Source organism: Bacillus sp. JJ1474, from assembly GCF_036965225.1.
GTDB lineage: Bacteria > Bacillota > Bacilli > Bacillales > Cytobacillaceae > Cytobacillus.
The window spans coordinates 18,844-44,092 of record NZ_JBALPC010000010.1 but is presented as its reverse complement, the minus strand read 5'-3'; the positions used below and the strand labels follow the sequence as shown (position 1 = coordinate 44,092).

Annotated in this window: 26 protein-coding genes and 1 riboswitch; of the genes, 11 read left to right on the top strand and 15 right to left on the bottom strand. The window is 38.1% G+C overall.

The features are described 5' to 3' along the window. Positions 1-102 precede the first annotated feature (102 nt). Positions 103-906, bottom strand: a complete 804-nt coding sequence (locus tag V7164_RS02110; RefSeq protein WP_335353314.1) for an alpha/beta hydrolase — start codon at positions 904-906, stop codon at positions 103-105. 162 nt (positions 907-1,068) lie between these two features. Here V7164_RS02110 and V7164_RS02105 point away from each other — a divergent pair, with 162 nt between their 5' ends. After that, a complete protein-coding gene (locus V7164_RS02105) occupies positions 1,069-1,581 on the top strand; it encodes a gamma carbonic anhydrase (protein WP_335344400.1) in 513 nt (170 codons plus the stop codon). 54 nt (positions 1,582-1,635) lie between these two features. On the opposite strand, the gene asnB (V7164_RS02100) is transcribed toward V7164_RS02105, so the two are convergent. From asnB (V7164_RS02100) to V7164_RS02090, 3 genes are all read right to left on the bottom strand, one after another. Beyond that, complete coding sequence (gene asnB, locus V7164_RS02100; RefSeq protein WP_335344399.1) at positions 1,636-3,441, bottom strand: asparagine synthase (glutamine-hydrolyzing); 1,806 nt, start codon at positions 3,439-3,441, stop codon at positions 1,636-1,638. 191 nt (positions 3,442-3,632) lie between these two features. Next, on the bottom strand, positions 3,633-4,832 hold the full coding sequence (gene metK, locus V7164_RS02095) for a methionine adenosyltransferase (RefSeq protein ID WP_066292060.1): 1,200 nt from the start codon (positions 4,830-4,832) through the stop codon (positions 3,633-3,635). 179 nt (positions 4,833-5,011) lie between these two features. Continuing rightward, positions 5,012-5,238: riboswitch (SAM riboswitch) on the bottom strand. A gap of 94 nt (positions 5,239-5,332) precedes the next feature. Further along, complete coding sequence (locus V7164_RS02090; RefSeq protein WP_335353313.1) at positions 5,333-5,707, bottom strand: thiol-disulfide oxidoreductase DCC family protein; 375 nt, start codon at positions 5,705-5,707, stop codon at positions 5,333-5,335. A 237-nt stretch (positions 5,708-5,944) separates the two neighbouring features. On the opposite strand from V7164_RS02090, the gene pckA reads away from it, so the two are divergent. After that, positions 5,945-7,531 carry a phosphoenolpyruvate carboxykinase (ATP) gene (gene pckA, locus V7164_RS02085; protein ID WP_335344397.1) on the top strand — a complete coding sequence of 529 codons (1,587 nt, stop codon included), beginning with the start codon at positions 5,945-5,947 and terminating at the stop codon, positions 7,529-7,531. A gap of 44 nt (positions 7,532-7,575) precedes the next feature. Here the strand turns inward: pckA and V7164_RS02080 are convergent, their stop codons facing one another. Further along, positions 7,576-8,349: an alpha/beta hydrolase family protein gene (locus V7164_RS02080; protein WP_335344396.1), complete on the bottom strand. Its 774-nt coding sequence runs from the start codon at positions 8,347-8,349 to the stop codon at positions 7,576-7,578. A gap of 324 nt (positions 8,350-8,673) precedes the next feature. Between V7164_RS02080 and V7164_RS02075 the strand changes: the two genes are divergently transcribed. The 3 genes from V7164_RS02075 to V7164_RS02065 are packed head-to-tail and all read left to right on the top strand — an operon-like array spanning position 8,674 to position 11,266. Next, positions 8,674-9,672: an ABC transporter substrate-binding protein gene (locus V7164_RS02075; RefSeq protein ID WP_335344395.1), complete on the top strand. Its 999-nt coding sequence runs from the start codon at positions 8,674-8,676 to the stop codon at positions 9,670-9,672. Positions 9,673-9,699: 27 nt separating this feature from the next. Next, a complete protein-coding gene (locus tag V7164_RS02070) occupies positions 9,700-10,479 on the top strand; it encodes an ABC transporter ATP-binding protein (RefSeq protein WP_335344394.1) in 780 nt (259 codons plus the stop codon). Next, entirely contained in the window at positions 10,457-11,266 is an 810-nt protein-coding gene (locus tag V7164_RS02065; protein WP_335353312.1) for an ABC transporter permease, read from the top strand. Before V7164_RS02070 ends, V7164_RS02065 begins: the two co-directional genes overlap by 23 nt. A gap of 78 nt (positions 11,267-11,344) precedes the next feature. On the opposite strand, the gene asnB (V7164_RS02060) is transcribed toward V7164_RS02065, so the two are convergent. The 6 genes from asnB (V7164_RS02060) to ytkD form a co-directional block, all read right to left on the bottom strand. Further along, positions 11,345-13,195, bottom strand: coding sequence for an asparagine synthase (glutamine-hydrolyzing) (gene asnB / locus V7164_RS02060; RefSeq protein ID WP_335344392.1), 1,851 nt, complete (start codon positions 13,193-13,195; stop codon positions 11,345-11,347). A 51-nt stretch (positions 13,196-13,246) separates the two neighbouring features. Further along, entirely contained in the window at positions 13,247-14,584 is a 1,338-nt protein-coding gene (gene glnA / locus V7164_RS02055) for a type I glutamate--ammonia ligase (protein ID WP_335344391.1), read from the bottom strand. A 46-nt stretch (positions 14,585-14,630) separates the two neighbouring features. Continuing rightward, the gene (gene dapF / locus V7164_RS02050; protein ID WP_335344390.1) at positions 14,631-15,491 is read right to left on the bottom strand and encodes a diaminopimelate epimerase; all 861 of its coding nucleotides are present in this window, start codon (positions 15,489-15,491) and stop codon (positions 14,631-14,633) included. Between the two features lie 13 nt (positions 15,492-15,504). Beyond that, positions 15,505-16,743, bottom strand: a complete 1,239-nt coding sequence (locus V7164_RS02045; RefSeq protein WP_438824698.1) for an LL-diaminopimelate aminotransferase — start codon at positions 16,741-16,743, stop codon at positions 15,505-15,507. A 181-nt stretch (positions 16,744-16,924) separates the two neighbouring features. After that, entirely contained in the window at positions 16,925-17,713 is a 789-nt protein-coding gene (locus V7164_RS02040; protein WP_335353311.1) for an AraC family transcriptional regulator, read from the bottom strand. A gap of 44 nt (positions 17,714-17,757) precedes the next feature. Then, positions 17,758-18,225, bottom strand: a complete 468-nt coding sequence (ytkD, locus tag V7164_RS02035; RefSeq protein ID WP_335353310.1) for an RNA deprotection pyrophosphohydrolase — start codon at positions 18,223-18,225, stop codon at positions 17,758-17,760. A gap of 168 nt (positions 18,226-18,393) precedes the next feature. On the opposite strand from ytkD, the gene V7164_RS02030 reads away from it, so the two are divergent. Next, a complete protein-coding gene (locus tag V7164_RS02030) occupies positions 18,394-19,257 on the top strand; it encodes a DUF6612 family protein (RefSeq protein ID WP_335347451.1) in 864 nt (287 codons plus the stop codon). 67 nt (positions 19,258-19,324) lie between these two features. On the opposite strand, the gene V7164_RS02025 is transcribed toward V7164_RS02030, so the two are convergent. Further along, on the bottom strand, positions 19,325-19,645 hold the full coding sequence (locus V7164_RS02025; protein WP_335347459.1) for a hydrolase: 321 nt from the start codon (positions 19,643-19,645) through the stop codon (positions 19,325-19,327). A 254-nt stretch (positions 19,646-19,899) separates the two neighbouring features. Between V7164_RS02025 and V7164_RS02020 the strand changes: the two genes are divergently transcribed. Both V7164_RS02020 and ytzI read left to right on the top strand, forming a co-directional pair. Beyond that, a complete protein-coding gene (locus tag V7164_RS02020) occupies positions 19,900-20,157 on the top strand; it encodes a DUF6154 family protein (RefSeq protein WP_335347458.1) in 258 nt (85 codons plus the stop codon). A 232-nt stretch (positions 20,158-20,389) separates the two neighbouring features. Beyond that, positions 20,390-20,548, top strand: a complete 159-nt coding sequence (gene ytzI / locus V7164_RS02015) for a YtzI protein (protein ID WP_335353309.1) — start codon at positions 20,390-20,392, stop codon at positions 20,546-20,548. An 85-nt stretch (positions 20,549-20,633) separates the two neighbouring features. On the opposite strand, the gene V7164_RS02010 is transcribed toward ytzI, so the two are convergent. After that, positions 20,634-21,107 carry an S-ribosylhomocysteine lyase gene (locus tag V7164_RS02010; protein ID WP_335353308.1) on the bottom strand — a complete coding sequence of 158 codons (474 nt, stop codon included), beginning with the start codon at positions 21,105-21,107 and terminating at the stop codon, positions 20,634-20,636. Positions 21,108-21,270: 163 nt separating this feature from the next. On the opposite strand from V7164_RS02010, the gene yidD reads away from it, so the two are divergent. After that, positions 21,271-21,513, top strand: a complete 243-nt coding sequence (yidD, locus tag V7164_RS02005) for a membrane protein insertion efficiency factor YidD (protein WP_335353307.1) — start codon at positions 21,271-21,273, stop codon at positions 21,511-21,513. 43 nt (positions 21,514-21,556) lie between these two features. Here yidD and V7164_RS02000 read toward each other — a convergent pair whose 3' ends face one another. Continuing rightward, positions 21,557-22,132 carry a beta-class carbonic anhydrase gene (locus V7164_RS02000; RefSeq protein ID WP_335353306.1) on the bottom strand — a complete coding sequence of 192 codons (576 nt, stop codon included), beginning with the start codon at positions 22,130-22,132 and terminating at the stop codon, positions 21,557-21,559. Positions 22,133-22,332: 200 nt separating this feature from the next. Between V7164_RS02000 and V7164_RS01995 the strand changes: the two genes are divergently transcribed. Both V7164_RS01995 and V7164_RS01990 read left to right on the top strand, forming a co-directional pair. Then, on the top strand, positions 22,333-23,295 hold the full coding sequence (locus tag V7164_RS01995) for a metal ABC transporter solute-binding protein, Zn/Mn family (RefSeq protein ID WP_335353305.1): 963 nt from the start codon (positions 22,333-22,335) through the stop codon (positions 23,293-23,295). A gap of 141 nt (positions 23,296-23,436) precedes the next feature. Next, complete coding sequence (locus V7164_RS01990; RefSeq protein WP_335353304.1) at positions 23,437-23,595, top strand: DUF1540 domain-containing protein; 159 nt, start codon at positions 23,437-23,439, stop codon at positions 23,593-23,595. Positions 23,596-23,646: 51 nt separating this feature from the next. Here V7164_RS01990 and V7164_RS01985 read toward each other — a convergent pair whose 3' ends face one another. Continuing rightward, positions 23,647-25,107: an o-succinylbenzoate--CoA ligase gene (locus V7164_RS01985; RefSeq protein ID WP_335353318.1), complete on the bottom strand. Its 1,461-nt coding sequence runs from the start codon at positions 25,105-25,107 to the stop codon at positions 23,647-23,649. Positions 25,108-25,249 lie beyond the last annotated feature (142 nt).

Here is a 25,249-nt window from a genome sequence, read left to right as displayed (position 1 = left end):
TTTTGGTCGTGCGATGTTTACGCTTCCGAAGCGTTCCTTGTCCTGTCGCATTATCGACACTAGTACGTCCTGTACGTCGGGGATAGGCGCTGTAGCTAGGCACTAAACGATATAGCCAACGGCCTTTAACTGGCTAGATACGAAATCCTTCGCATACTCAAATACTTCTTCCCTTTCAGGCTCATTAAAGATTTCATGATAGCATTTAGGCCATTCTTTAAATCGTTTTTCTGAGAAGGGGGCATGGTTGAACCAATCGCTGACTGTCTTCTTATTTACAATTAGATCCTCGCCTCCCTGCATAACAAGCAGCGGGACATCTTGAATTTTATCAAGATTTTCAAAACCTAGCTTTGTCGCATGTATAAGTTCACGATACCATCTAATTGACACTCTTGTCACATATAAAGTATCATTAGCATCGGCATCACGCACATCAATATTCCTTGTCGCCATATCTACAGTCAGCCCTGAATTCAATCGCAGACTTGGAACAATTTTATTTAAAAGATAAGAAGATACATTTAGTATTTTGTTAGGCCTTTTCACTAAGCCCAGACAAGGGGATGACAGGATCACTCCTGTTAATTTCAATCTCTCTTCCTGCAAAAGGCGAATAGAGATTAAGCCGCCCATGCTATGGCCCAGTAGAAAGACCGGTAATTCGAATCGGTACGCTGCCTGAATCCAATCCTTCACTTCATGTAAATATTCATCAAATGAATCAATGTGACCTCGCCGTGATCTAGTAGTCATACCCTGGCCAGGAAGATCTCCCATAATGACATGAAAGCCTGATAAACGCCACATTTCAATAAGCCAGCCGTAGCGGCGATGATGCTCCATCGCACCATGGACCATCACAATGACTCCTTTAGCCTCTCCCTCAGCTTCCCATTTCCACATTATTAATCCTCCTAAACCTTATGTTGAAAAAGAACTCATTATAGTTAAATTATAGCCCAGAAACATTATTTCATCATTTATGAAGTCTAATTGATCAATGAAGAAGATTGATGACTTCTATGGTAAAATTAAGATATTAAATCATTTCAAGGAGAATCAAACATGATCTACCCATATAAAGATAAGCAACCAAAAATAGCTGACTCGGTTTTCATTGCAGACTTTGCAACCGTTACAGGGGATGTAGAAATCGGGGATGAATCCAGTGTGTGGTTCAATACGGTTATAAGAGGGGATGTCGCCCCAACGATTATTGGAAAAAAGGTTAATATTCAAGATAATTCAGTACTGCACCAGAGCCCTAACAACCCTCTAATTCTTGAAGATGAAGTGACAGTAGGACACCAGGTTATTTTACATAGCTGCATTATTCGCCGAAAAGCGTTAATTGGCATGGGCTCTATTATTCTTGATCAAGCTGAAATTGGTGAAGGAGCCTTTATCGGTGCTGGCAGTCTAGTTCCGCAAGGTAAAAAAATTCCTCCTAATACACTTGCCTTTGGCCGTCCAGCTAAAGTAATCCGTGAAATAACACCTGATGATATTAAAGAAATGGAAAGAATAAGCAGAGAATACGCTGAAAAAGCGCAGTATTATAAATCACTGCAGAAATAATCAAGATATTTTTTAACATGTCCTTTTACAGATAACTTATTCTTTCTTATCGTTTTATATACCCATTGGCAGAACCGTATTCATTGAACTTAATTCATTTTCATACTTTTTTTCAACAAATATGGCATGCCATATCATAAACATTAAAACCGTCCAAAGCTTTCTGCTGTTATCGGATTGATCAGAATAATGGTCATCAAGCAGCTTATACAAATAGTCTTTATGAAATAAATGGTCCGTGTCGCTTTCACGAATTATTTTTCTCGCCCAATCATTCATTTCATTCTTTAGCCAAGATCTAATTGGGACGGGAAAGCCCAGTTTCTTTCGATGTAAGACATGAGCTGGAACAATTCCTTCCACTGCTTTCCGCAAAATATATTTCGTTGTTCCATTGGCGATGTTTAGACTGCTCGGTATTTGGGACGCAATCTCAAATACCTCTTTATCTAGAAAAGGGGCCCGCAAATCCATCAAATGGGCTCCAGTCATTTTATGAGCTTTTAATAGAATATCTCCTCTTAGCCAAGTATGAATATCGATATACTGCATCTGGTTAATTGCATCATATGAAGCACTCTCTTTGTAAAGAGGGGCTGTTATATTCGTATAACTTAGATCTTCCCTATATTCTCGGAAGAGCATACTCTTCTCTATTTCGGAAAAAATTTTGGCATTGCCAATATACCTTTCTTCTAAGGGAGTAATCCCCCGCTCAATAAAGCTTTTACCCTTCACCCCATCTGGAAGAAAAGCAGCAAGTTTCCGCAAGATTTCTTTTATCAAATTAGGCAAATATTGAAAGAGCCTTAAGGACTGTGGTTCGCGATAAATATTATAGCCGCCGAATAATTCATCAGCACCCTCTCCAGATAAAACAACCTTTACATGCTTACTTGCCTCTTTAGCTGCAAAATAAAGCGGAATACATGCCGGATCTGCAAGCGGGTCTTCCAATGAATAGATTATATTCGGCAGCTCCTTAATGAAATCTTCAGGATGAATGATCCTGCTTATATTTTCAACTCCAAGCCTTTTAGCCGTTTCCTCCGCAATGTCAATTTCACTAAAGCCAGCCTGCTCAAATCCAACTGAAAATGTTTTTAAATCTGGATGATATTCCTTTGCAATCGCAGCAATAATAGTGGAATCAATACCCCCAGAGAGGAAGGATCCAATCGGCGCATCGCTTTGAGTATGCAATTGTATTGACTGATAGAGGGCTGATTGTATCTCTCGAATAAATTCAGCTTCTTGTTTTAATACCGGTTGAAAGGCTACTTTCCAATAGCAAATAATCTCCATAGGGGCATCCATTTTCTTTGTAAAATAATGCCCTGGTTCAAGCTTTTGAATCTTATTTGTGATCGTGTAAGGCTCTGGGACGAACTGAAAGGTTAAATATTGCTGTAATGCATCTATATTCAAAACTTCGCTTTGTAAAATGCTCTTCTTATCAGTGGCAAAATACAACCCTTCGATTCCGTCATAATAATAAAAAGGTTTGATCCCAAAAGGATCTCTTGCCCCAAACAAGACCTTATCCTGCTTATCCCAAATAACAAGAGCATACATTCCACGCAGCTTTTCCAATATTTTTTCTTTTAATTGGCTATATAAGATTAATAATATTTCTGAATCACAATATTCACCTTCAGAAAGTTCTTCTTTAAGCTCCTGTATATTGAAAATCTCTCCATCCAATACAATTGAATATCGGTCATGTTGATAGAAAAAAGGCTTCTCATTACATCTTGGATAATGGAAAAGCCCATACTCTTCATCATAAAAACTTGCTTCACATTTCGGGGTATCTGTATTGTCATGATTTCTTTTTACAAATCCACTAAAGCGGCTCATTCATTTATCACCCAATCTCAATCTTTAATTAATTTAGATGATAATTGCACTATTTATTTGTTTATTGATTAGTGAAATATTATGGGGGTTGTTTGCAAGGAATGGAAATAGGAGTTTAAAATCATCCTTAACATATGACGAATTAAAAAAGCGGAAGTTACATCAAAAATGTAGCTTCCGCTTTTTCATTATTATTTTAAAGCCTCTGCACGTAATGCCTCAGCTTTATCTGTACGTTCCCATGGAAGATCAATATCGGTGCGTCCAAAATGACCATAAGCAGCAGTTTGCTTATAAATAGGACGGCGCAGGTTTAGCATATTAATAATGCCAGCTGGACGAAGATCGAAGTTTTTACGAACTAAGTCAACTAACACGTCTTCATCTACGTTACCTGTTCCGAAAGTATCAATTGAAATAGATACCGGCTGCGCTACTCCGATTGCATAAGCAAGCTGAACTTCAACTTTATCAGCTAGACCCGCAGCAACGATGTTTTTCGCCACATAACGTGCAGCATAAGCAGCAGAACGGTCAACCTTTGTAGGATCCTTTCCGGAGAATGCACCGCCGCCATGACGAGCGTATCCACCGTAAGTATCAACGATAATTTTGCGGCCAGTTAAGCCAGCATCCCCTTGTGGTCCGCCAATTACGAAACGGCCAGTAGGGTTGATAAAGTATTTTGTATTCTCATCAATTAGTTCTTTTGGAACAACTGGATTGATGACATGCTCTTTAATATTGCGCTGAATTTGCTCTAAGCTAATTTCAGGGTGATGTTGAGTAGAAATAACAATTGTATCAATACGAACAGGCTTGTTATTTTCATCATACTCAACTGTGACTTGTGTTTTTCCATCCGGACGAAGGTACGGAAGGATTTCTTCTTTACGTACTTCAGTCAAACGGCGTGCTAATTTATGAGATAATGAAATTGGAAGCGGCATTAGCTCCTTCGTTTCATTACATGCAAATCCAAACATTAAACCTTGGTCACCAGCACCAATAGCTTCAATTTCTTCATCTGTCATTTGCCCTTCACGAGCTTCTAAAGCTTGGTCAACTCCCATCGCAATATCAGGTGATTGCTCATCGATAGAAGTTAAAACCGCACAAGTTTCGGAATCAAAGCCGTATTTCGCACGAGTGTAGCCGATTTCTTTTACTGTTTCGCGAACGATTTTTGGAATATCTACATAAGAAGATGTAGTGATTTCTCCTGCAATTAAAACTAATCCTGTTGTAACAGATGTTTCTGCTGCTACACGAGCATTTGCATCCTGAGCTAAAATGGCATCTAAAATGGCATCAGAAATTTGGTCACAAATTTTATCCGGATGACCTTCAGTAACTGATTCAGATGTAAACAAACGACGTTTTGTTGACATGCTGATGTTCCTCCTTATATAAAAAATGATACGGAACTCATTCCCTAATTAGTATGAAGTAAACTTGGAGTTTTTATGATTAGCGTATAGGCTTTTCAAGAAGCTAACCCTCAAAATGCAAAATAAAAAACCTTTCCATCCCTGTGAAAAGGTTGAAGCAAATCGATTCGCGCCTTTCACTCTTATCGTTCAAGGAATAATCCTTGCGTCAGGTTTAGCACCTTTGCTAATCAAATTCGCCTTGGCGAATTTGCGCCCAGATTTTTATCGAGCTCGCTCGATAAATTACCTTTAAAAAATCTGAGGCATCCGCCGGAGGCTAACTTTATTCGAATGAATAAAGTTAATCGTTTAGCAGGTTGCTGGGCTTCATTGGGCCTGTCCCTCCGCCAGCTCGGGATAAGAGAGTATCCGTTCAAGGATAAATCATAACGTACTATATAAAAAGAAGTCAATAAAATTATTCAATTATTTTGGTGTTTTTTTTATGTCAATGAATATCATAATGAACAACTGCCATTGTCACATTTTTTCCTGAAAAATTTATGTCTATTCTTGGCTACCCATTTATATAGAGGATTACCTACAAATGACATTGCAGGAAAATATAAACATAACCCTAATAGGTTTAATGGGGGAGTAAGCAAGAGTAAATACCTTATAGCATCATAGCCTTTACGGACTTTTCCACCGGAAGAAATAATATGAAGCTCCCGCCGTAAGCTGATTTTATCGAACGGTATCGAATGACGGGTTTTTTCATATTCTTGCAGTGAAACCCAGCTTACTTTATGAAACCTATCAATTTTTTCAAAAAATTGTTTAGATTCCTTGCATAAACTACATGTTTCATCGTATAATGCAATCGTTTTCACCTAACACCAGCCCTATCTTATATTTATATCGTTAGTTTATCATATTTTATCCTATTCAAATTGGTTTGGTAATAAGCGGGCTTCTTCGTTAGGCGGAATTATAATTGTTCAAAAAGAGGAAAATAATTAATGAAAAAAAAACGGCAATTAGTATAGATTAATCATTCAATTGTGTTATACTATTTGTAAATTGAAATGTCTTTCATAAATTTAATGTAAAAGGAAGGTATTCTTCAGATGAATTCTGTTAGCATTCCGAATAAATTAACTGAATTATTAAAGGGAAATAATATTCAAGTACAATTATCTGTTCCACAGCTTGTGGAAAAGGTACTAAATCGTAAAGAAGGCTCGCTCACTTCAACCGGTGCAGTTTGTGCAACTACCGGAAAATATACAGGTCGTTCTCCAAAAGATAAATATATTGTTGAAGAAGCATCTACGAAGGACAAAGTTGACTGGGGTAAAGTAAATCAACCTATCTCAGAAGAGGCTTTTTCAAACCTTTATGATAAAGTATTAAACTACTTACAAGAAAAAGATGAGGTATTTGTTTTTAATGGATTCGCTGGTGCTGACAAAAAACATCGCCTTCCCATACAAGTTATTAATGAATATGCATGGCATAATTTATTTGCTCATCAGCTTTTCATTCGCCCAACAGCTGAGGATCTATTAGATCATCAAGCAGAATTCACAGTTATTTCTGCTCCGAACTTTAAGGCTGACCCTGCAGTAGATGGTACTGCTTCTGAAACTTTTATCATTGTTTCCTTTGAACGCCGTATAGTTCTAATTGGCGGAACAGAGTATGCTGGAGAAATTAAGAAGTCTATTTTCTCTGTCATGAACTATTTGCTTCCAGAAAACGGAATTTTACCAATGCACTGTTCAGCTAACGTTGGCCTTGAAGGTGATGTAGCGTTATTCTTCGGTCTTTCTGGAACAGGCAAAACAACTTTATCAGCAGATCCAAATCGCCGCTTAATCGGTGATGACGAGCATGGCTGGTCTCCAAACGGGGTATTCAATATCGAAGGCGGATGTTATGCAAAAACCATTGGCTTAACTCGTGAAAAAGAACCGCAAATCTTTGATGCGATCCGTTTTGGTTCTGTTCTTGAAAATGTTGTGATTAACAGCGATTCTCGTGTTGCTGATTATGATGATAATTCCTTAACCGAAAATACTCGTGCTGCTTACCCGCTGCAAGCTATTGATAATATTGTTGACCCAAGCATTGCCGGTCACCCAAATACAATTGTATTCTTAACAGCAGATGCATTTGGCGTATTGCCTCCAATCGCTAAACTATCAAAAGAGCAAGCAATGTACCATTTCCTAAGCGGATACACATCTAAGCTTGCTGGTACAGAGCGCGGAATTACGTCACCACAAGCAACATTCTCAACTTGCTTTGGTTCACCATTCCTTCCGCTTCCTGCTACAGAGTATGCAGAAATGCTTGGGAAGAAGATAGATGAGCATAATGCAAAAGTATTCCTTGTGAATACAGGCTGGACTGGCGGCGAATATGGAGTAGGAAACCGCATGAAGCTCAGCTTTACACGTGCGATGGTACAATCAGCTTTAGAAGGCGAATTAAATAATGTAGAAACGATTAAAGACGAAATCTTTGGTCTTGAAATTCCTTTACATGTACCAGGAGTACCAGATGAAGTGCTACAGCCTAGCAAAACATGGGCTGATGAAGCGGCTTATGAAGCAAAAGCGAAGGAACTAGCTTCTCAATTCCGTGAAAACTTCAAGAAATTCTCCAACGTCCCTGCTGAAATCGAAAAGCAAGGCGGACCAGTTGCTTAATATTATGTAAGAAAAGGGTGTCCTGAGTGACACCCTTTTTATTTTTAAGATCTTTCCTGCTTGTTTTTCATCCAGTTTGTTAAATCTCTTACAACTCTTCTATTTATGGCTGGTGGAAAAAAATGTGTAAACTCTCGAAAGTACCAACTTTCCACTTCCTTACCTAAGGATCTTAATCTTTTCTCAAGCCGGTATGCATGCTCAACAGAAACATTTTCATCTTTTTCACCATGAATGATTAAGACAGGCGCTTCAAGCTTTTCCAATTGAAAAAGTGGTGTTCGGTATTCATATCTGTCCGGATATTTTGTCGGAGTTCCGCCAATGACCCTTTTCATCATTCTCCGCAAGTCCTTTCTTTCCTCATAGGTTAGAAACATATCACTAACCCCACCCCAAGTGACAAGCGATTTCACCTTAGGAAACTCGAGGGCCGTGAGTAATGCCATTACGCCTCCTCTTGAAAAGCCAAAAATATGTATACCCTTAACACGTGGATGGGATTGCAATAATTGAAAGGCAGAAAATGCGTCCTCTCGATCTTCACCAGCAAAGTCTTCATTCCCATCCCCTCCTTGATTTCCCCTGTAAAAAGGGGCAAAGACGATAAATCCTTCTGATGCAAACTGAACGATTCGTGCAGGGCGTACCTGGCCAACATTTTTTATACCTCCGCGCAAATAAAGAAACCCGTCATAAATGGCTTCATCCTTCGGTTCTGCAAGCAGACCTTTTATTTTAAGATCGCCAGATAAATAAGTGACAATGGATAATTCAATATTCGGGTTTGGCGATGGAAATCTCTGTTTACTTATCATGTTGCTCTACTCCTTTTTAATAACTAGCGTATATCCTGCTGAAAGTAGCGGATATCTTGGCCAACTCGCGGATATAACACAAAAGTAGCGGATATCTTGGCCCAACTGGCGGATATAACACAAAAATAGCGGAATCTTGGCCCAACTGGCGGATATAACTCAAAAGTGGCGGATATCCTCCATATTTTAACTAGGTTCACGTCTTTATGTCCCACTTATCAGAAATTTAAAATTTTTATATAGGCATTCACACATTTTTGTCACACTCATACGATAATGTAGGCTTAAAAGCTTATTATTTTCCTATTTCGGGAGGTCCTATCTATGAAAAAGTGGCTAAAAATTAGTTTTTCACTATTGTTCATTTCCATTCTAATTATACCATTAGCAGCATGTGGAAAGGATGAAGTTCAAAATGTACGGATTGGTGAAGTAACCCGTTCCATTTTCTATGCACCACAATATGTAGCGATTGAAAAAGGTTTTTTCAAGGAAGAAGGGCTGAATGTTACGCTTACAACGACAGCTGGCGGGGACAAAACGATGACCGCGCTTCTATCCGACAGCATCGATGTTGCTCTTGTTGGATCTGAAACCTCTATTTACGTTTCTGCCCAAGGTTCTAATGATCCGGTCATAAACTTCGCACAGCTCACACAAACAGACGGTACATTTCTTGTCTCACGCAACAAGATCGAGAATTTCACATGGGATATGTTAAAGGGAACGACCTTCCTAGGTCAGCGTAAAGGCGGTATGCCGCAAATGGCTGGGGAATTTGTTTTGAAAAAGCATGGAATTGATCCCCATAAGGATTTAGATCTTATCCAGAATGTAGATTTTGCTAATATTGCTCCAGCTTTTGCTTCAGGCACTGGTGAGTTTGTCCAGCTTTTCGAACCAACAGCGAGTGTCTTTGAAAAAGAAGGAAAAGGCTATATTGTCGCCTCATTTGGAACAGAGTCCGGGCACATCCCATATACTACCTTCATGACGAAACAAAGCTACATTAACGATAATAAAGAAACTGTTGAGAAATTTACTAGAGCAGTTTATAAGGCACAGCAATGGGTAGAAACACACAGCACCAAGGAAACAGCTGAGGCCATAAAAGGTTTCTTTGATAATACGGAGCTCGATATTATTGAAATGGTTGTCGAGCGCTATAAGAGCCAAGGCTCCTATGCAACCGACCCAATCTTAGATAATGAAGAATGGGATAACTTGCAAAACATTATGGAAGAAGCTGGGGAGCTTCCAAAACGAGTAGATTACAATAATCTGGTCAACACGGAAATTGCTGAAGGTGTAATGAAAAAATAGTTAAAGAAAATCAAAAGGAGGGCTTGTATGGATTTCTTAAACGTTCACGGAATTCAACATACGTATTTCACGAAAAACTCTGCCACAACAGCCCTCTCCGATGTTTCGCTTACTGTCGGGGAGGGAGAATTCGTTTCCTTTCTAGGTCCAAGCGGATGCGGAAAAACAACCTTGCTTTCGATTATTGCCGGCTTGCTAAAGCCAACGGAAGGATCTGTCACTCTTGAAGGCAAAAAAGTCGAAACAACGGGTCAGAGCATTGGATATATGCTTCAACAGGATTATCTTTTTCCATGGAAGACAATTGAAGAAAATATTCTGCTTGGTTTAAAGATAAGTAATCAGCTTGATTCCAACAAAAAAGAATACGCTTTATCCTTACTTGAACAGATGGGGCTTAAAGGGGTAGAATCACAATTTCCAAAGCAGCTTTCCGGTGGAATGAGACAAAGGGTTGCGCTTGTCAGAACATTAGCAACTGAACCGAAGCTTCTCATGCTTGATGAACCTTTTTCCGCTTTAGATTATCAAACAAAATTAAAGCTTGAAGACCTTGTCTCCAATACACTTAAATTCTTCGGAAAAACAGCCATTCTTGTCACACATGATATCGGAGAAGCCGTCTCCATGAGTGATCGGATTTTTCTTTTCTCTTCAAGCCCGGGAAGACTACACAAGGTCTTTTCAATGCCTAAAGAACTTCGAGATGAAACCCCATTCAAAGCACGCAGCCATGAGTCTTATTCAAGTATATTCCAAACTATTTGGAAGGAGCTGGAATCTCTTGAGCCAGCAGACAAACGTTGACCTCCTTCACCAACAGTATCTGAAATCATTGAAACGTGAAAAAAAATGGGTCCGTTTTTACCAGCTTATAATCTTTATTGTCTTTTTCTCTGGGTGGGAGCTTGCCAGTCAAAAGCAGTGGGTGGACCCGTTAATATTTAGTTCTCCCTCAAAAGTATGGGGTTTGCTTCTAACCAAAATTCAGGACGGAACATTATTCATCGACTTAAGCTACACATTATCCGAAACAGTATTCGGCTTCATACTTGGTACCCTGATCGGAACCCTGCTTGCTGCAGCTCTCTGGTGGTCCCCTATGCTATCAAAAATACTGGACCCGTATCTAGTCGTCCTAAATTCCATGCCCAAAGTGGCTCTCGGCCCAATATTAATTGTCGCGTTAGGACCAAGCTTCACATCGATTGTCGCCATGGGTGCGATTATTTCCATCATCATCACGACCATCGTTGTATATACTTCGTTTAAAGAAGTGGATCCCAACTATATAAAGGTTCTGCAAACCTTTGGCGCATCTAGGATTCAAGTGTTTAAAGAGTCCATTCTTCCAGCATCCTTCCCAGTGATTATTTCCACTTTAAAGGTCAATGTCGGCTTATCATGGGTAGGAGTCATTGTAGGTGAATTTCTCGTTTCTTCAAAAGGTCTCGGCTATATGATCATCTACGGATTCCAAGTCTTTAACTTCACTCTTGTCATGTTATCCCTGCTAGTGATTGCAATATTTGCAACGGTAATGTATCAGCTCGTTGAACTGCTAGAGAGAAAATTAATAAAAAGTGGCTCATAAGAGAGGCTTATAACCGCTTTTCTTATGAGCCTTTTTTCAACTTTGTAATAAATTAGTTTCAAAAGAGAAATAATGCATTCATTGATCTAAAATATTGATTTGATAGTGCTCAAGCCACATATTGATCTGTACGAGATGTGCGATGAGCTGAGGGCCAGTCATTAATTGGCCAAACCATGGAATTTTGAAAGAAGAGCCGTTTGAATCAATGAGCTCTATTCCTTTTTGCTTGGAGATTAATTCGAGAAGAGGGGAGGTTTTTTTTGTAAGAATATTATTTAACATCGACTTAACGAGCTTTAAATAGCCCGGGCTATGGGTCTTTGGATAAGGACTTTTTTTTCGGTAAAGTACTTCATTAGGAAGAACTCCTTCTAAGGCTTTTCGCAATACTCCTTTTTCATAACCATTGAGCATTTTCATTTGCCAAGGAATATTCCAAGCGTATTCAACAAGACGATGATCTGCGAATGGAACACGCACCTCTAGACTCGCTCCCATGCTCATACGGTCTTTTCTTTCGAGTAATGCGGTCATGAACCAGAGCATATTTAAATAGGCCATTTCTCGGCGGCGTTTTTCTAGTATATTTTCTCCTGCCATTTGAGGTACTTCACTGATTGTTTCTTCATATCGCTCTCTTACATAATTCCTAAGACTTAGCTTATTTTGCAAGTGAGGATGTAATAACTGCTCCCGCTCATTTTCAGAGGTCATCCATGGAAATCCTTGATGATTCAGTAATTCCTCCTTATAAAACCATGGATAACCGCCAAAAATTTCATCCGCACATTCGCCTGACAATGCTACTGTAAAATTTTGTTTAATTTGTTCACAGAACCATAATAAAGAAGAATCAATGTCTGCCATTCCAGGCAGGTCTCTCATCAGGACAGCATCTTTTAAACGGCTGGCGAGCTGCTCATTGTTTATTACAGCATTGTGGTGAGTCGATCCTATAAAATGATTTACTTTTTCAATCCAAGGTCCGTCCTGACTAGGTAAAAAGGTGCTTGATTTGAAAAACTCTCTACTTTCGGCATAATCGATTGAATACGTATGAAGGGTGCTTCTTCCTTCCTTTTTAAAAATGTCAGATGCAATCGCACTAATAGCACTTGAATCAATGCCCCCTGATAAAAAAGTACAAACTGGCACATCAGCAACTAATTGTCGTTTAATAGCATCCTTAACGAGCATTCTTACATGTTTAATGGTTTCTTGCAATGAATGCGGATGCTCTCTGCTTTCAACATTCCAATATCTCCACACCTTTAAGCCATTCAAGCTGTATAAAAGCGCATGTGCCGGCCGGAGCTCCTTGATCCCCCTAAATATTCCATGCCCTGGAGTTCTTGATGGGCCTAGACCAAAAATCTCTTGAAGCCCTTCACGATCGACTTCATTTTTAACGCTAGGGTGTGCAAGAATCGCCTTAAGCTCTGACCCAAAAATAAATGAGCCATCGACTTCCTTATAGAAAAGAGGCTTTACACCAAGTCGGTCTCTCGCAATGAATAGCTGTTTCTTTTGATCATTCCAAACGGCAAAGGCAAAAATTCCATTTAAAAAATCTACACATCTTTCCCCCCACTCTATATAGCAAGTTAACAAAACTTCAGTATCAGAATGGGATTGAAAAATATACCCTCGTTTTACTAATTCGGTTCTTAGTTCATCTGTATTATAAAGTTCTCCATTGTACACGATTGTGTAGGAATGCTCTTTTTTAACGATTGTCATTGGTTGAGTGCCGCCAGAAGGGTCCACTACAACTAAACGTTTATGGCCAAGCAATACATGACTCGAAATCCAAACATTTGTAGCGTCTGGGCCTCTTTTTGCCAAAGTGTTTGTCATCTTGTCAATAATGCCTTTTTCCTTTGATAAATCTTGATGGAAATGAACCCATCCTGTTATTCCACACAAATTTACCACACTCTCTATTATGAATTTTTATTTCCAAAGCATGGGGGCAATTTAGTAATGTAGGATATAGTGGTCCCTCTCCCATGGATGCACCTGTGTGCGGAACATATCCCATTCGATTTCTTTAGCCCTAATAAAATGGGTTAACAAATGATTTCCTAATGCATTTGTGATCACTTCATTCGTCTTTAAGTTTTCTAGAGCTTGAGCTAAAGATGCAGGTAAGTCAACAATGCCATTTTTCAGTCGATCTTCTTTTGACATATTGTAAATATTACTGTCAACTGGAAGAGGTGGGGTTAATTTATTGGTGATTCCATCTAATCCTGCTGCCAGGAGTACAGCAGCAGCTAAATACGGATTTGCTGAGGGGTCTACACTTCGTACCTCTACGCGAGTACTTACTCCACGAGATGCCGGGATGCGAATAAGCGGACTTCTGTTTCTTGCTGACCAAGCAACATAACAGGGAGCCTCATAGCCAGGCACTAGTCTTTTATAAGAATTGACGGTTGGGTTTGTAATAGCTGTAAAGCTAGGAGCATGCAATAAAATGCCGGCAATAAACTGTCTTGCTGTATCACTAAGCCCAAGAACACCATCTTTTTCATAAAAGATGTTTTCTCCATTTTTGAATAAGGACAGGTTTGAATGCATCCCGGAGCCGTTAACGCCAAATAATGGCTTTGGCATGAAGGTCGCGTGAAGTCCGTGCTTGCGGGCAATTGTCTTTACTACAATCTTAAAAGTTTGAATATCATCACAGGCCTTTAATGCCCTTTGATACTTAAAATCAATTTCATGCTGCCCAGGTGCCACCTCATGGTGAGAGGCTTCAATATCAAAGCCCATTTCCTCTAATTCCAATACGATATCCCGCCTGCAATTTTCTCCCAAATCTGTTGGTGCTAGATCGAAATAACCGCCCTGGTCATTTAACTCTAATGTTGGCCTGCCTTTTTCATCTAGCTTAAATAGGAAAAACTCCGGCTCTGGCCCTATATTAAAGTCTGAAAAACCAAGCTTCTCCATTTCCTTCAAAACCCGTTTCAAATTATTTCTTGGATCCCCTTCAAACGGCGTTCCGTCTGGATGATAAATATCGCATATCAATCTAGCAACCTTTCCTTTGTCATCTGTCCATGGAAAAATAACAAAAGTGTCTATATCGGGATATAAATACATATCTGATTCTTCAATTCTCACAAAGCCTTCTATTGATGACCCATCAAACATCATTTTATTCTCTAGTGCTTTTAATAGTTGGCTAACCGGAATTTCAACGTTTTTAACTGAACCCAGAATATCTGTAAATTGTAATCGGATATATCGAACATTTTCCTCTTTTATTCTTTTTAAAATTTTTTCTTTTGTGTAGGATACCGTCATTGTAAATCCCCCTAAATGATTAAAGTACTTCCATCGCATTTGCTTGCTAAAATAAGGTAGGAATTTTAATGTCCCCGCTGCAGATGTATTCTGCCGGTCCTTTCTTCCAAACTTGATTTTGATGATCCCATTTTACTGTTAGGTCACCTCCTGGGAGATGAACAGTAATAGGAATATTTTTGTCTAGCCTATTATTTATAGTTGCTGCTACGACTGCAGCACAAGCACCTGTGCCACAGGCCATCGTCAGTCCAGAACCCCTTTCCCAGACTCGGTATTGAATCTCACAATTATTTACCACATGAACGATTCCTACGTTCACTCTATCAGGAAAAAAATATGAATTTTCAATAATAGGACCTATTTGTTCTAATGGAAACTCATGAACATCATCAACAAAAAAGATGGCATGCGGATTGCCCATTGAAACACAGGTTAAATGATAAATTTCATTGCCAATGACAAATTGTTCATTAATTGCCTTATCTAATGGATGGCCAATGAGAGGAATTTCACTTCTCAAAAACTTCGGCTCCCCCATATTTACTGTTACATATTGGACTGTTTGACCTTGATCTATTTCAACCTCCGCCTGAACAACACCACCTAATGTTTCAATCTTAAAGCACTTAGCTTTAGCATGATTGTGATCGAACAAATATTTAGCTGTACACCGCAATCCATTTCCACAATTCTTTGCTTCTGAACCGTCTGAATTAAAGATTCTCATCTGAAAATCAGCTATAGATGATGGGCCAATTAAAATAATGCCATCTGATCCGATGCCAAAATTAACATCCGATATCTTCATTGATAATTGTGAAATGTCTTGGTTATTAAATTGAGATTTTAATAGATCGAAAAGGACATAGTTATTTCCTAGGCCATGCATTTTAGTAAATAACATTTTCACTCTCCTCTTAATAATAAAAATTTACTCGACTCAGCCTCGATTTGATTTCATTCATTACTCTTTGCTCATCTTTCTGATCCTTAGCTTGGAATGTTACCGAAAATCGAATATAATGGCCTGCATCATCCCATGGAACAGTTGATATTAAGTGTTCTTTAAGTAAGTAGTGACTGAACTCCTCTGCTGTTTGAAATTGCGGGCCGCCAACAACCCCTTTTGGTATCTTAGTGTATAAGAAAAATGAACCCTTTGGCTTCTCTGCCCAGATCCCGCATTCATTTAAGACGCTGGCTAATAATTCATGCCGCCTAGAATACTTTTCTGCAGTCCGCTCTGTTATTTCAGGATTTGAAAGTGCATAGGCAGCCGCCTTCTGAATGGCAATGAATTGACCTGAATCCGAGTTATCCTTCACAGCAGCAAAGGCTTTAATGATTTTTGAATTTCCGGCAATAAAACCGATGCGCCAGCCCGTCATACTAAATGATTTTGATAGAGAATGCAGTTCAACCCCAACCTCCTTAGCTCCTTCAATAGATAGAAAGCTTAACGGTTTTTCTCCGTCAAATACGAGAGCTGCATAGGCTGCATCATGTACTACGATCAGCTTGTTTTTCTTAGCAAATTGAACAACCTCTTCAAAAAACTCTTTTGTTGCCATAGATCCCGTTGGATTATTTGGGTAATTCAAATAAAGAATTTTTGCTTTATCTACAATACTTTTTTCTAAAGTACTTAGGTCCGGAAGAAATAAATTTTCTGAAGTTAAAGGCAGATACGCAATGTCACCGTCATAGTATTTTGTATGGGCTGATAGAATGGGATAACTAGGTGCAGGCATAATGGTTATATCGCCTTGGTTAATAAAAGCAGCGGGCAGCATGGCTAATGCAGATTTTGTACCAATTACATGATTAATCTCCTGCTCCGGATCAAGCCCGTTCACACCAAATACACTTTTCATATAAGCAGCAGCAGCTTCCTTAAACTCTGAAATTCCATTATCTGCATAATAACGATTTTCTTTCTTGGCAGCCTCCTCAGCCAAAATTTTCACAACTGCAGAATCTGCCATTTCATCAGGCTCTCCTACTCCTAAATCAATCAGCTCCATATAAGGATTTGCATGGCTTGCTTCTCTCTTCAATCGCTTAATTTTTTCAAATTTATACATTTCTTCTTTTTTCCCGAAAGTTAAACCTCCAAGACGGTCTGCAATCATTTGCTGAATATAATCCTTACTCAAGTAGATTCCTCCTTCTTCAGCTTTCAAAAACAACTTGACTTCATTGAATTTTCTTTATTTTACCATTATAAAAGAAAGAAATATTTAGATTAAATGGTTAAATGTTTGCACTTTTTATCAAATTTATTAAACAAAAAAAACGTCAAGTTAGAGGACCTGACGTTTTTGAGTGATAGTATTCTTATCTAAGTTGTGAAGGTTTTTTACCTGTATATTTCTTAAATTGTCTGCTAAAAAAATGAAGGTCATTATATCCAAGTGCTTCTGCAACCTCTGTTACTGTCATTCCTGTATAGTGAAGTAAATGCTCTGCCCGTTCAATGCGTGCACGAATAATGTATGAACGCACCGTTTGGCCAATAATTTCTTTAAACTTTTGGGAGAAATATCGCGGTGAAAGATTGGCACGAGTTGACAAGCTTATTACTGAGTGTAAATCCCCTGGATGCTGACGGACATAATTTGCTATTTCTCGAATGGTTTCGAGAATACTGTGGCTTGCTGTTTCATGATAATCTAAATGCTCTATTTCTTCCCTTAGCAATTGAATCATTAATTGCTTTAAAATAAGCTTTGCCTCAATTTCAGCGCCAAATGATTGTACTAATAATAAGCGAACATAGCGAGTTAAAAGTGACTCAAAACAGATAGTATGTTCAACTATACGATAAGTATTCGGAAGCATTTCAGGAAACTCAAGCAGGTCAAAGTGAATATAGCTTAATACAAGTGGAAATTGAGGGTTATGCTCTGCAGCTGGCCTGTCTCCCGGCTTAAAAAGAAAACAGCTGCCTTTTTGAACCTGATACTTTTTATCATTAAGAATGACCGTTCCTTCCCCATTCCATATATAAAATAAATCGTAATTAGGAAGGGGAATATCTCTTCTTTTCCAGCGCCAATTGGACTCGCAATGAATTGTAGCAAATACTGGCTTCAATACAAATTGTTCTGGATTCATATTCAGCATATTACTCCCCTTTCCATTTTCTTTTCTTTAATTAATCGCTCTCCTTACCGCATTTGCATCAGTTTCAATATACTTTGTTCAATCACTTTATCCTTCATGATGAAGCTAAATTGAGGGCCCCATCTTAATGTCAAAAGATCTCCCTCAATCAGTACTGGTCCTTTAGTTTCAAAGTAATGTTCTTTGCCATCCAGTTTATCTATGGATGCGTAAAAAATTGCTTTTACGAACGTACTCTTCGCATCAGAAACTTCATATTCTCCAATAAATTGCAGCTCTTTAATCGTTGCACCTGTTTCCTCAAGCACTTCTCTGCGCGCCGCTTCCTCAAGAGACTCACCTAGTTCCACTTTTCCCCCTGGAAATTCCATGCCCCTTTTTGAATGGTTGGTTAATAGCCATTTATCATTCATTTTACATATAACAAGAACATGCTCTGGCTTTTGATTAAATGAATGATTTTTAAAGGAAAGCTTCACTGTTCCGCCGTTAAAATCTTTAAATGTTTCCATTTTAAACCTCCACATTTTAATTAAATTATATCGCGAAATGGTTTCTGTTACTAATTTCATATTTCCTATGGATTATTATGTGAAAAAAGTATGAATCTTCATTTTATTGAAACCGCTGGCTAATTTTCCCGTATATAATAGGTGAATAACGAAAAGGGAGTGTCTATTTTGAAAAAAACATTATCCATTTTGACGGGCTTTCTATTGACTTTCATGCTTGCTGCATGCAATCAGTCTGCTGAGCCTGTTAATGAATCTGCAAAGAATAGCGAAACACCTGCAGCTGCTGAAAAGCCATCCCAATTGACATTAGAAGAAGTTCTTGAAAAATCAACAGAGGCCTCTAATAATCTAGCAAGCTTCTCAGTAAAAATGAACTTGGATCAAGATATAACTTCCGATCAAGAAGAAATGAACTTGCAAACTCAGTCTGTCATTGAGATGAACGTTGTACAAGACCCAATGGCCTTCTATCAAAAAATGACGATGTCCTTAGGGGATACAGGTGAGGAATTTGAAACTGAGAGCTACTTTACTGAGGAAGGCATGTACTTTTATGAGCCTTCTGGGAAGCAATGGATGAAGTTTCCACAAGAAATGACTGATGCATTCTTGCAAATGTCAGGTAAGCAAACGAATCCTGGAGAAGAGCTTAAGAAATTACAGCAGTTTGTGGAGGATTTCACTTTTGAGCAAGATTCAAAGAATTATATCTTAAATCTGAAAGCTTCTGGTGATAAATTTAATGACTTCATTAAAGAAACAGCTGCAGAGTCACTTCCTCCTGAAATGGCACAAGAGGATCTTATGAACAGCATGAAAATTAATGCCGTGGAATATAAATTTTTAATTGATAAAGAGTCATTTTTACCAGTTGCTCTAGATATGAATATGGAAATGGAGCTAACTGTAGAAGACCAAACCATTATCATGAATCAAAAAATGAACGGACAATATTCAAATCACAATAACATTGATGCCATTACTGTCCCTCAGGAAGTAATTGATTCAGCCGTTGAAATGGCGATGTAATATGATTGTTATGCTAAGTGTCAGACCCAAGCACTCCAAGTGAAGGGTCTGACCTTCTTATGATCTATTAACTGTATTGATCTTCGTCTAAAATCCCCATGCTTGCAATATGGCTTTTTGCTTCCTCATCTCCAAGCTGATAAATCATTCCATATACTTTTCTTAGTGTATCATCATACGCATCATTTTCTTTATCATTATGATATTCCATGAATGGAATATGGGCTCTGTAGAAGTTTTTCCATTCCATCGAATAATTGTTATCAAAAAATTCCCTTAATGAAATAATCTCTTCATCTGTTGCTTCTATTTTAAAATCCCAAGCCGAATCAGTTGCACTTTTTGTAATTTCGCCAGTATTTACCTTTATATAATACGTTTTCTTCATTTCATTCAAAGTAGTCAGCCCCTTATGATAAAATAGCCGCAGGCGGGTGCCTTACGCTAATATTCATTCTTATCTTTTCCATATTCAGTTTAAAAATAATGCCGAAATGCATTATTCTTCTTAAAGTCACATATTATTCTCAAAAAGAAGGAACCTTAATGACAAATGGTGAATATTTTTTATCATCAAGGGGATTCAATAAGTATAAAATATAAGAAATAACAGTAAAAACAATTTAGGTTGGGGGTGTCATGATGAAAATCGTAGATGAACTGTATGAGCTTTATCGGCATAAGCTTACTGGTGATGAGGAAGATATTGATATGCTGACCTTCGCTTTTCTAGAGGAAATGAGCCGGGAAGATTTATTGAATATTATTCATGAATTAAATAATCAAGAGCTTTATGATCTGATGGGGCTTTATTTAATCGAAAGCTTAAAAGGAAAATTTGCAAGTGAAGACTATAGGCCACAGCGAAGCACCAATATTCAACATCGCAATATACACTGACTTATTTTTAATACATAATTCCACCAGGTAAATGAGAGCGTTTTCATTTATAAAAATTAAAATGCAGTTGAGCGATTTGTTTATGCTCCCTGCTTTTATTTTTTTGCACAGGCTTTTCTCCATAGCAAATCCCTATTTTCTTTTGATTCGCTTCTCAGCAAATTTTTCGAATTCCCTTCCTCCTTCTCGTTGAATTTCATGTTAAACTAATTAAGAAGAGGGGGGATTTTTCATGATTACTGTTTTAGCCATATCGGTGATTATTGTTGCCATTGTTATTGTTTTGGCAGTTGTCACAACTTCTAAAGCTTATATGTTTAAGCACACTGTTGATTCTATAGATTCCATTCCCGCTGACCAAGAGGAATTGGAAAATAAGTCAGATAAATAATTTTTCTAAAAAATCAATCCTAATATAAAAAAGCTAAGAGTACACATAATCAGCAGCGTACACTTAGCTTTTGGTTTATCAATACTTATGCAAAAACCTGCTTCAAGTCTTCCTTCGATTGTTCAAGCCAAAAACGCATTAATCGTTTAGCTCCTTCTAAATCATGCAGCTTTGCTTGGCCGCATTGCTTCTCATTGGCTGCAGGAATTTCAGTAATCTCAACCGCATCCTTCATCGTATCTTCCAGCAAATCGATGATTTCCTCCACTGTCGGCTCTCCGCTAACAACTAAATAATACCCTGTCTGGCAGCCCATAGGGGAAATATCAATAATATCAAAGTGATCATATTTCTCTGAATGCTTGCGAATATTAAAGGCAAGAAGATGTTCCAATGTATGGATAGCATCTGGCTTCATCGCCTGTTTATTTGGCTGGCAAAATCGTATGTCGTATTTATTAACGACACCATCTGAACCGACCTTATGTACTCCACAATGTCTTACAAATGGTGCTTTTACAGCGTTATGATCCAATTCAAAGCTTTCTACTGAAGGCATCACAAATCACTCCTAAGCTATTTCTTCCATTGTAACTTATATTCCGAGTATATTCATCAATTTTATATTATATGCTTATTGCTTAAGTGCTGAAACCTTACTTTCGACAATTGCAATAGAATATGCTATCTTTTTATCAAAATGAAAGAATGGATTGTTGTTCATGTTGAAAAAAATATTGCTTGGCCTGATTCGATTTTACCAAATAGTCATTTCGCCATTAAAACCGCCCACATGCCGATTTTATCCTACATGCTCTCATTACGGCCTTGAAGCCGTTAAACGATTTGGTGTATTAAAGGGCGGCTGGCTTACAATAAAAAGAATTATGAAATGTCATCCTTTTCACCCGGGTGGCTTTGATCCCGTTCCGCAAAAGCAAGAGAAGACTCTTTTTGAAAAATAAAACAACTTGTCACTTTTTCATGACAAGTTGTATAGGAGTTATTTTATAAAAATTTTATATCTTCGTAGCCGTTCACAACGACATCCAATTTACCTGTACGCGGTTCAATAACTAACCCATGTACAGGCACATCATTTGGCATTAACGGGTGTTTCTTTACCATCTTGACACTGTGAGCAACACTTTCCTCGACATTATCGAAGCCTTTTAGCCACTCCTTAACATCCACACCAGAATAAGTAATCGTGTCAAGAGCCGCTTCTGACTTACCACGCTTTCTCATGCTTTCAAGGATATGATCGGGTTTCATTCCGCTCATACCGCAATCATGATGCCCAATAATTAAAACTTCCTCTGCTTGAAGCTCATAGACTGCTACGAGCAAGCTTCTCATAATACTCCCAAACGGATGGGTAACGAGCGCTCCCGCATTTTTAACAATTTTCACATCGCCATTTCTTAAGTTCATCGCTCTTGGCAATAGTTCTACGAGGCGAGTATCCATACATGTTAATAATACCATGCGTTTATTGGGAAACTTAGTTGTCGTAAATTCTTCATACTGTTTTTCTTCTACAAATTGCTGATTAAAGGATAAAATTTCATCAATTAATTTCATTCGATTTACACCTCAAAATTTTAATTCCATTTTAAGCATAACAAATAACTAATAACATAACCAAATATTTTTGATTGATTTTTATTTCTTTCTCTTGTAAAATTACATTTGTAATCGTAATGATTACGAATTGCGCAATATTAAAAATTTTTTTATAATACAAATCGTAACGAGTACGCTTTACTTTAAGGGGAGAAAACATGAAAAAGATATTTATTTTGTTCTTAATGCTTAGTTTGTTTTTAACAGGCTGTGCTGCTGGGGAAGAAGAAAAAGAAAAGAACAACGATACATTAACTGTTTATACGACTGTCTATCCTTTGCAATACTTTGCTGAACGGATTGGCGGAAAGTATGTTGAAACTAAAACAGTGTATCCTCCTGGGGCTGATGAACACTCATTTGAACCTACACAAAAGGATATGATGAAATTAGCTGATGCAGACTTATTTATTTTTATCGGCCTTGGCTTAGAGGGCTTTGTCGAAAAGGCAAAGGAAATTTTAAAAGGCGAAGACGTTCAAATGATCGCAGCCGGAGAAAATGTGCACTTGGATACAAATATCGAAAAAGATAGCGCTCATGAGGAAGAAGGCCACCATGAAGAAGAACACCAAGAAGTTGATGGTCATAACCATGGAGACATTGATCCACATATATGGATTGATCCTATTTATGCAAAGGATCTAGCTGAAGCAACAAAAAATGCACTAATTGAAAAGATGCCAAAACACAAAGATGACTTTAACGCGAATTATGATGAACTTATTAAAGAGCTCGATCAATTAAATAATGACTTTAAGACAATCGTTGATCAATCGAAGCATAAAGAAATAATTGTTTCCCATTCGGCATTTGGCTACTGGGAAAAGCGCTATGGGATCGAGCAAATCAGTGTTTCAGGGTTAAATTCGTCTAGTGAACCTACACAAAAGCAGCTGGAGAAAATTATTACTGAAGCTAAAGAACATGATTTAAAATATGTATTCTTTGAACAAAATGTAAGCTCTAAATTAACGGAAATCATTCAGAAAGAGCTCGGTGCAGAGCCTCTATATTTACACAATCTTTCTGTGCTAACAGAACATGATATTACCAATGATTCAACCTATTTTTCCATTATGAATGAAAATTTAAAGGCACTTGAAAAAGCACTAAATTAGCCCTTCTCCCTCCATTTGGAGGGTTTTTCTTTTATTCTAATTCCTTCATATGGCAGGAATGAAGGAGAAGCCAGTTCCACAACCTAAATTAGGGTTACAAAAAAGGACCCTATTTTTTGAACTTAGAAGGAGTGAATCCTAATGGCAAAAGACGTTTTATGCGAAGTCAATAACTGTTCATATTGGGAAAAAGGAAATAAATGTGCAGCCGAGCAGATTTATGTAGTAAGCCATAAGGGGAAGACAGCTGATAATAGTAAAGAAACCGATTGTAAAACATTTGAACCATCATTTGGATAACACTTTGCATTAAGAGGCGCAATCATTGGGAAGCGCCTCTTTCCTTTAATCTTACATTAATTTTCGCAGTTCTCTCCTTAAAATTTTTTTTGAGGCATTCCTAGGAATTTCATCAAGGAATAGGATCTTTTTCGGTATTTTAAATTTCGCAAGCTTCTGCTGGCAAAATTCGCGAATTTCTTCAGCAGTAACTTCAATTACTTTTACAACAAAAGCAATCGGAACCTCTCCCCATTCCTCATCCTTCACACCAATAACTCCTGCATCCGAAATACTTGGGTGAGAAACAAGCACACTTTCAATTTCAGCAGGATATATATTTTCACCACCGGAAATAATTAAGTCCGAGCGTCGATCCAACACATATAAAAATCCTTCTTGATCCAATGTGCCAATATCACCTGTTGACAACCAGCCATTGACAATCTTTTTCTTTGTTTCAACTTCTTTGCTTAAATATCCGCTCGTGACATTAGGTCCTTTCACTAGAATTTCCCCTGCCTCATTTGGTCCCGCTTCTTCTCCATCTGATCGAACAATTTTTAACTGTGACGGAAATAAAACCTTCCCGGCTGAGCCTAGTTTACTCATGCTGTACTCTGGAGAAAGAGTTACGATCTGGGAGGAGGTTTCTGTCATTCCATATGTTTGGTAAACGGGTATTTGCTTATGTTTGCATTTTTCGAGTAAAGCTTTAGAGGCAGGGCCTCCCCCTAATAACATACAGCGAAATTCTGAAGGCAGATGTTCATCTATTAGCTCTTCTTCAATCCGTGAAAGCATCGTGCTGACAACGGACATTATCGTTACATGTTCACTTCGGATAGTTTGAATTGCCTCTCTTTCATCAAAGGCTTCCATAATCACCATCTTCATTCCGTATATGATGCTGCGCATTAGAATCGAATAGCCGCTAATATGAAATAACGGCACTGCGCACAGCCAGCAATCCTGCTCAGAGAGCCCAAGATTTAATGCTGAGCCAATTGCACTCCACCAATGATTGCCATATGTTTGAAGCACACCTTTTGGATGTCCTGTCGTTCCTGAAGTATACATAACTGTACATATATCGTTTAAATTTATTTCTTCAATCATATTCGGATTAGAAGCAGGGGAATTGAAAAGTGTCTCTTTTTCAATAATCGTTACACCTGAAAGAACCGGTTTCATTTGATTAACTGTATTCGAAAATTTCTCTTCAGTTAACAAAAAATCTGAATGCGAATCCTGCATTTGCCATGCTATTTCTGAAGGGGTCAAACGATTATTTAATATAACCGCCTTCACACCAAGCAAATGAAGGGCTAAATAAATGAAAACAGTGTCTACATGGCTGCTGAGCAATACTCCGGCAAACTGTCCCTTTTGGGCTCCATACCCCGTTAATTGGCCAGCTATTGTATGAGCTTTTTCATAAGCTTCGGAAAAAGTATATGTTTTTCCTGCAAAATGATAAGCAGGTCTGTCTGGTGTTAAAAAAGCTCTCTTTATTAAAAAGTTCTGCATCATATCCATTATTACACCTCATATAAAAGCATTAGACAAAACAGCCTGATGGCAAACCCATCAGGCTGTAAAAAAGAAATATTTTACGATTTCGAGTAATGTCCAGCTCCAGCGCCTACCCCCGAAGTACAGGACGTACTAGTGT

What these genes read in the sequence shown, in the direction of transcription:
- V7164_RS02110 (WP_335353314.1), bottom strand. Translation starts at nt 906, where the DNA reads ATGTGGAAATGGGAAGCTGAGGGAGAGGCTAAAGGAGTCATTGTGATG.
- V7164_RS02105 (WP_335344400.1), top strand. Translation starts at nt 1,069, where the DNA reads ATGATCTACCCATATAAAGATAAGCAACCAAAAATAGCTGACTCGGTT.
- asnB (WP_335344399.1), bottom strand. Translation starts at nt 3,441, where the DNA reads ATGAGCCGCTTTAGTGGATTTGTAAAAAGAAATCATGACAATACAGAT.
- metK (WP_066292060.1), bottom strand. Translation starts at nt 4,832, where the DNA reads ATGTCAACAAAACGTCGTTTGTTTACATCTGAATCAGTTACTGAAGGT.
- pckA (WP_335344397.1), top strand. Translation starts at nt 5,945, where the DNA reads ATGAATTCTGTTAGCATTCCGAATAAATTAACTGAATTATTAAAGGGA.
- V7164_RS02080 (WP_335344396.1), bottom strand. Translation starts at nt 8,349, where the DNA reads ATGATAAGTAAACAGAGATTTCCATCGCCAAACCCGAATATTGAATTA.
- V7164_RS02075 (WP_335344395.1), top strand. Translation starts at nt 8,674, where the DNA reads ATGAAAAAGTGGCTAAAAATTAGTTTTTCACTATTGTTCATTTCCATT.
- V7164_RS02070 (WP_335344394.1), top strand. Translation starts at nt 9,700, where the DNA reads ATGGATTTCTTAAACGTTCACGGAATTCAACATACGTATTTCACGAAA.
- glnA (WP_335344391.1), bottom strand. Translation starts at nt 14,584, where the DNA reads ATGACGGTATCCTACACAAAAGAAAAAATTTTAAAAAGAATAAAAGAG.
- dapF (WP_335344390.1), bottom strand. Translation starts at nt 15,491, where the DNA reads ATGTTATTTACTAAAATGCATGGCCTAGGAAATAACTATGTCCTTTTC.
- V7164_RS02040 (WP_335353311.1), bottom strand. Translation starts at nt 17,713, where the DNA reads ATGCTGAATATGAATCCAGAACAATTTGTATTGAAGCCAGTATTTGCT.
- ytkD (WP_335353310.1), bottom strand. Translation starts at nt 18,225, where the DNA reads ATGGAAACATTTAAAGATTTTAACGGCGGAACAGTGAAGCTTTCCTTT.
- V7164_RS02025 (WP_335347459.1), bottom strand. Translation starts at nt 19,645, where the DNA reads ATGAAGAAAACGTATTATATAAAGGTAAATACTGGCGAAATTACAAAA.
- V7164_RS02020 (WP_335347458.1), top strand. Translation starts at nt 19,900, where the DNA reads ATGAAAATCGTAGATGAACTGTATGAGCTTTATCGGCATAAGCTTACT.
- ytzI (WP_335353309.1), top strand. Translation starts at nt 20,390, where the DNA reads ATGATTACTGTTTTAGCCATATCGGTGATTATTGTTGCCATTGTTATT.
- V7164_RS02010 (WP_335353308.1), bottom strand. Translation starts at nt 21,107, where the DNA reads ATGCCTTCAGTAGAAAGCTTTGAATTGGATCATAACGCTGTAAAAGCA.
- yidD (WP_335353307.1), top strand. Translation starts at nt 21,271, where the DNA reads ATGTTGAAAAAAATATTGCTTGGCCTGATTCGATTTTACCAAATAGTC.
- V7164_RS02000 (WP_335353306.1), bottom strand. Translation starts at nt 22,132, where the DNA reads ATGAAATTAATTGATGAAATTTTATCCTTTAATCAGCAATTTGTAGAA.
- V7164_RS01995 (WP_335353305.1), top strand. Translation starts at nt 22,333, where the DNA reads ATGAAAAAGATATTTATTTTGTTCTTAATGCTTAGTTTGTTTTTAACA.
- V7164_RS01990 (WP_335353304.1), top strand. Translation starts at nt 23,437, where the DNA reads ATGGCAAAAGACGTTTTATGCGAAGTCAATAACTGTTCATATTGGGAA.
- V7164_RS01985 (WP_335353318.1), bottom strand. Translation starts at nt 25,107, where the DNA reads ATGATGCAGAACTTTTTAATAAAGAGAGCTTTTTTAACACCAGACAGA.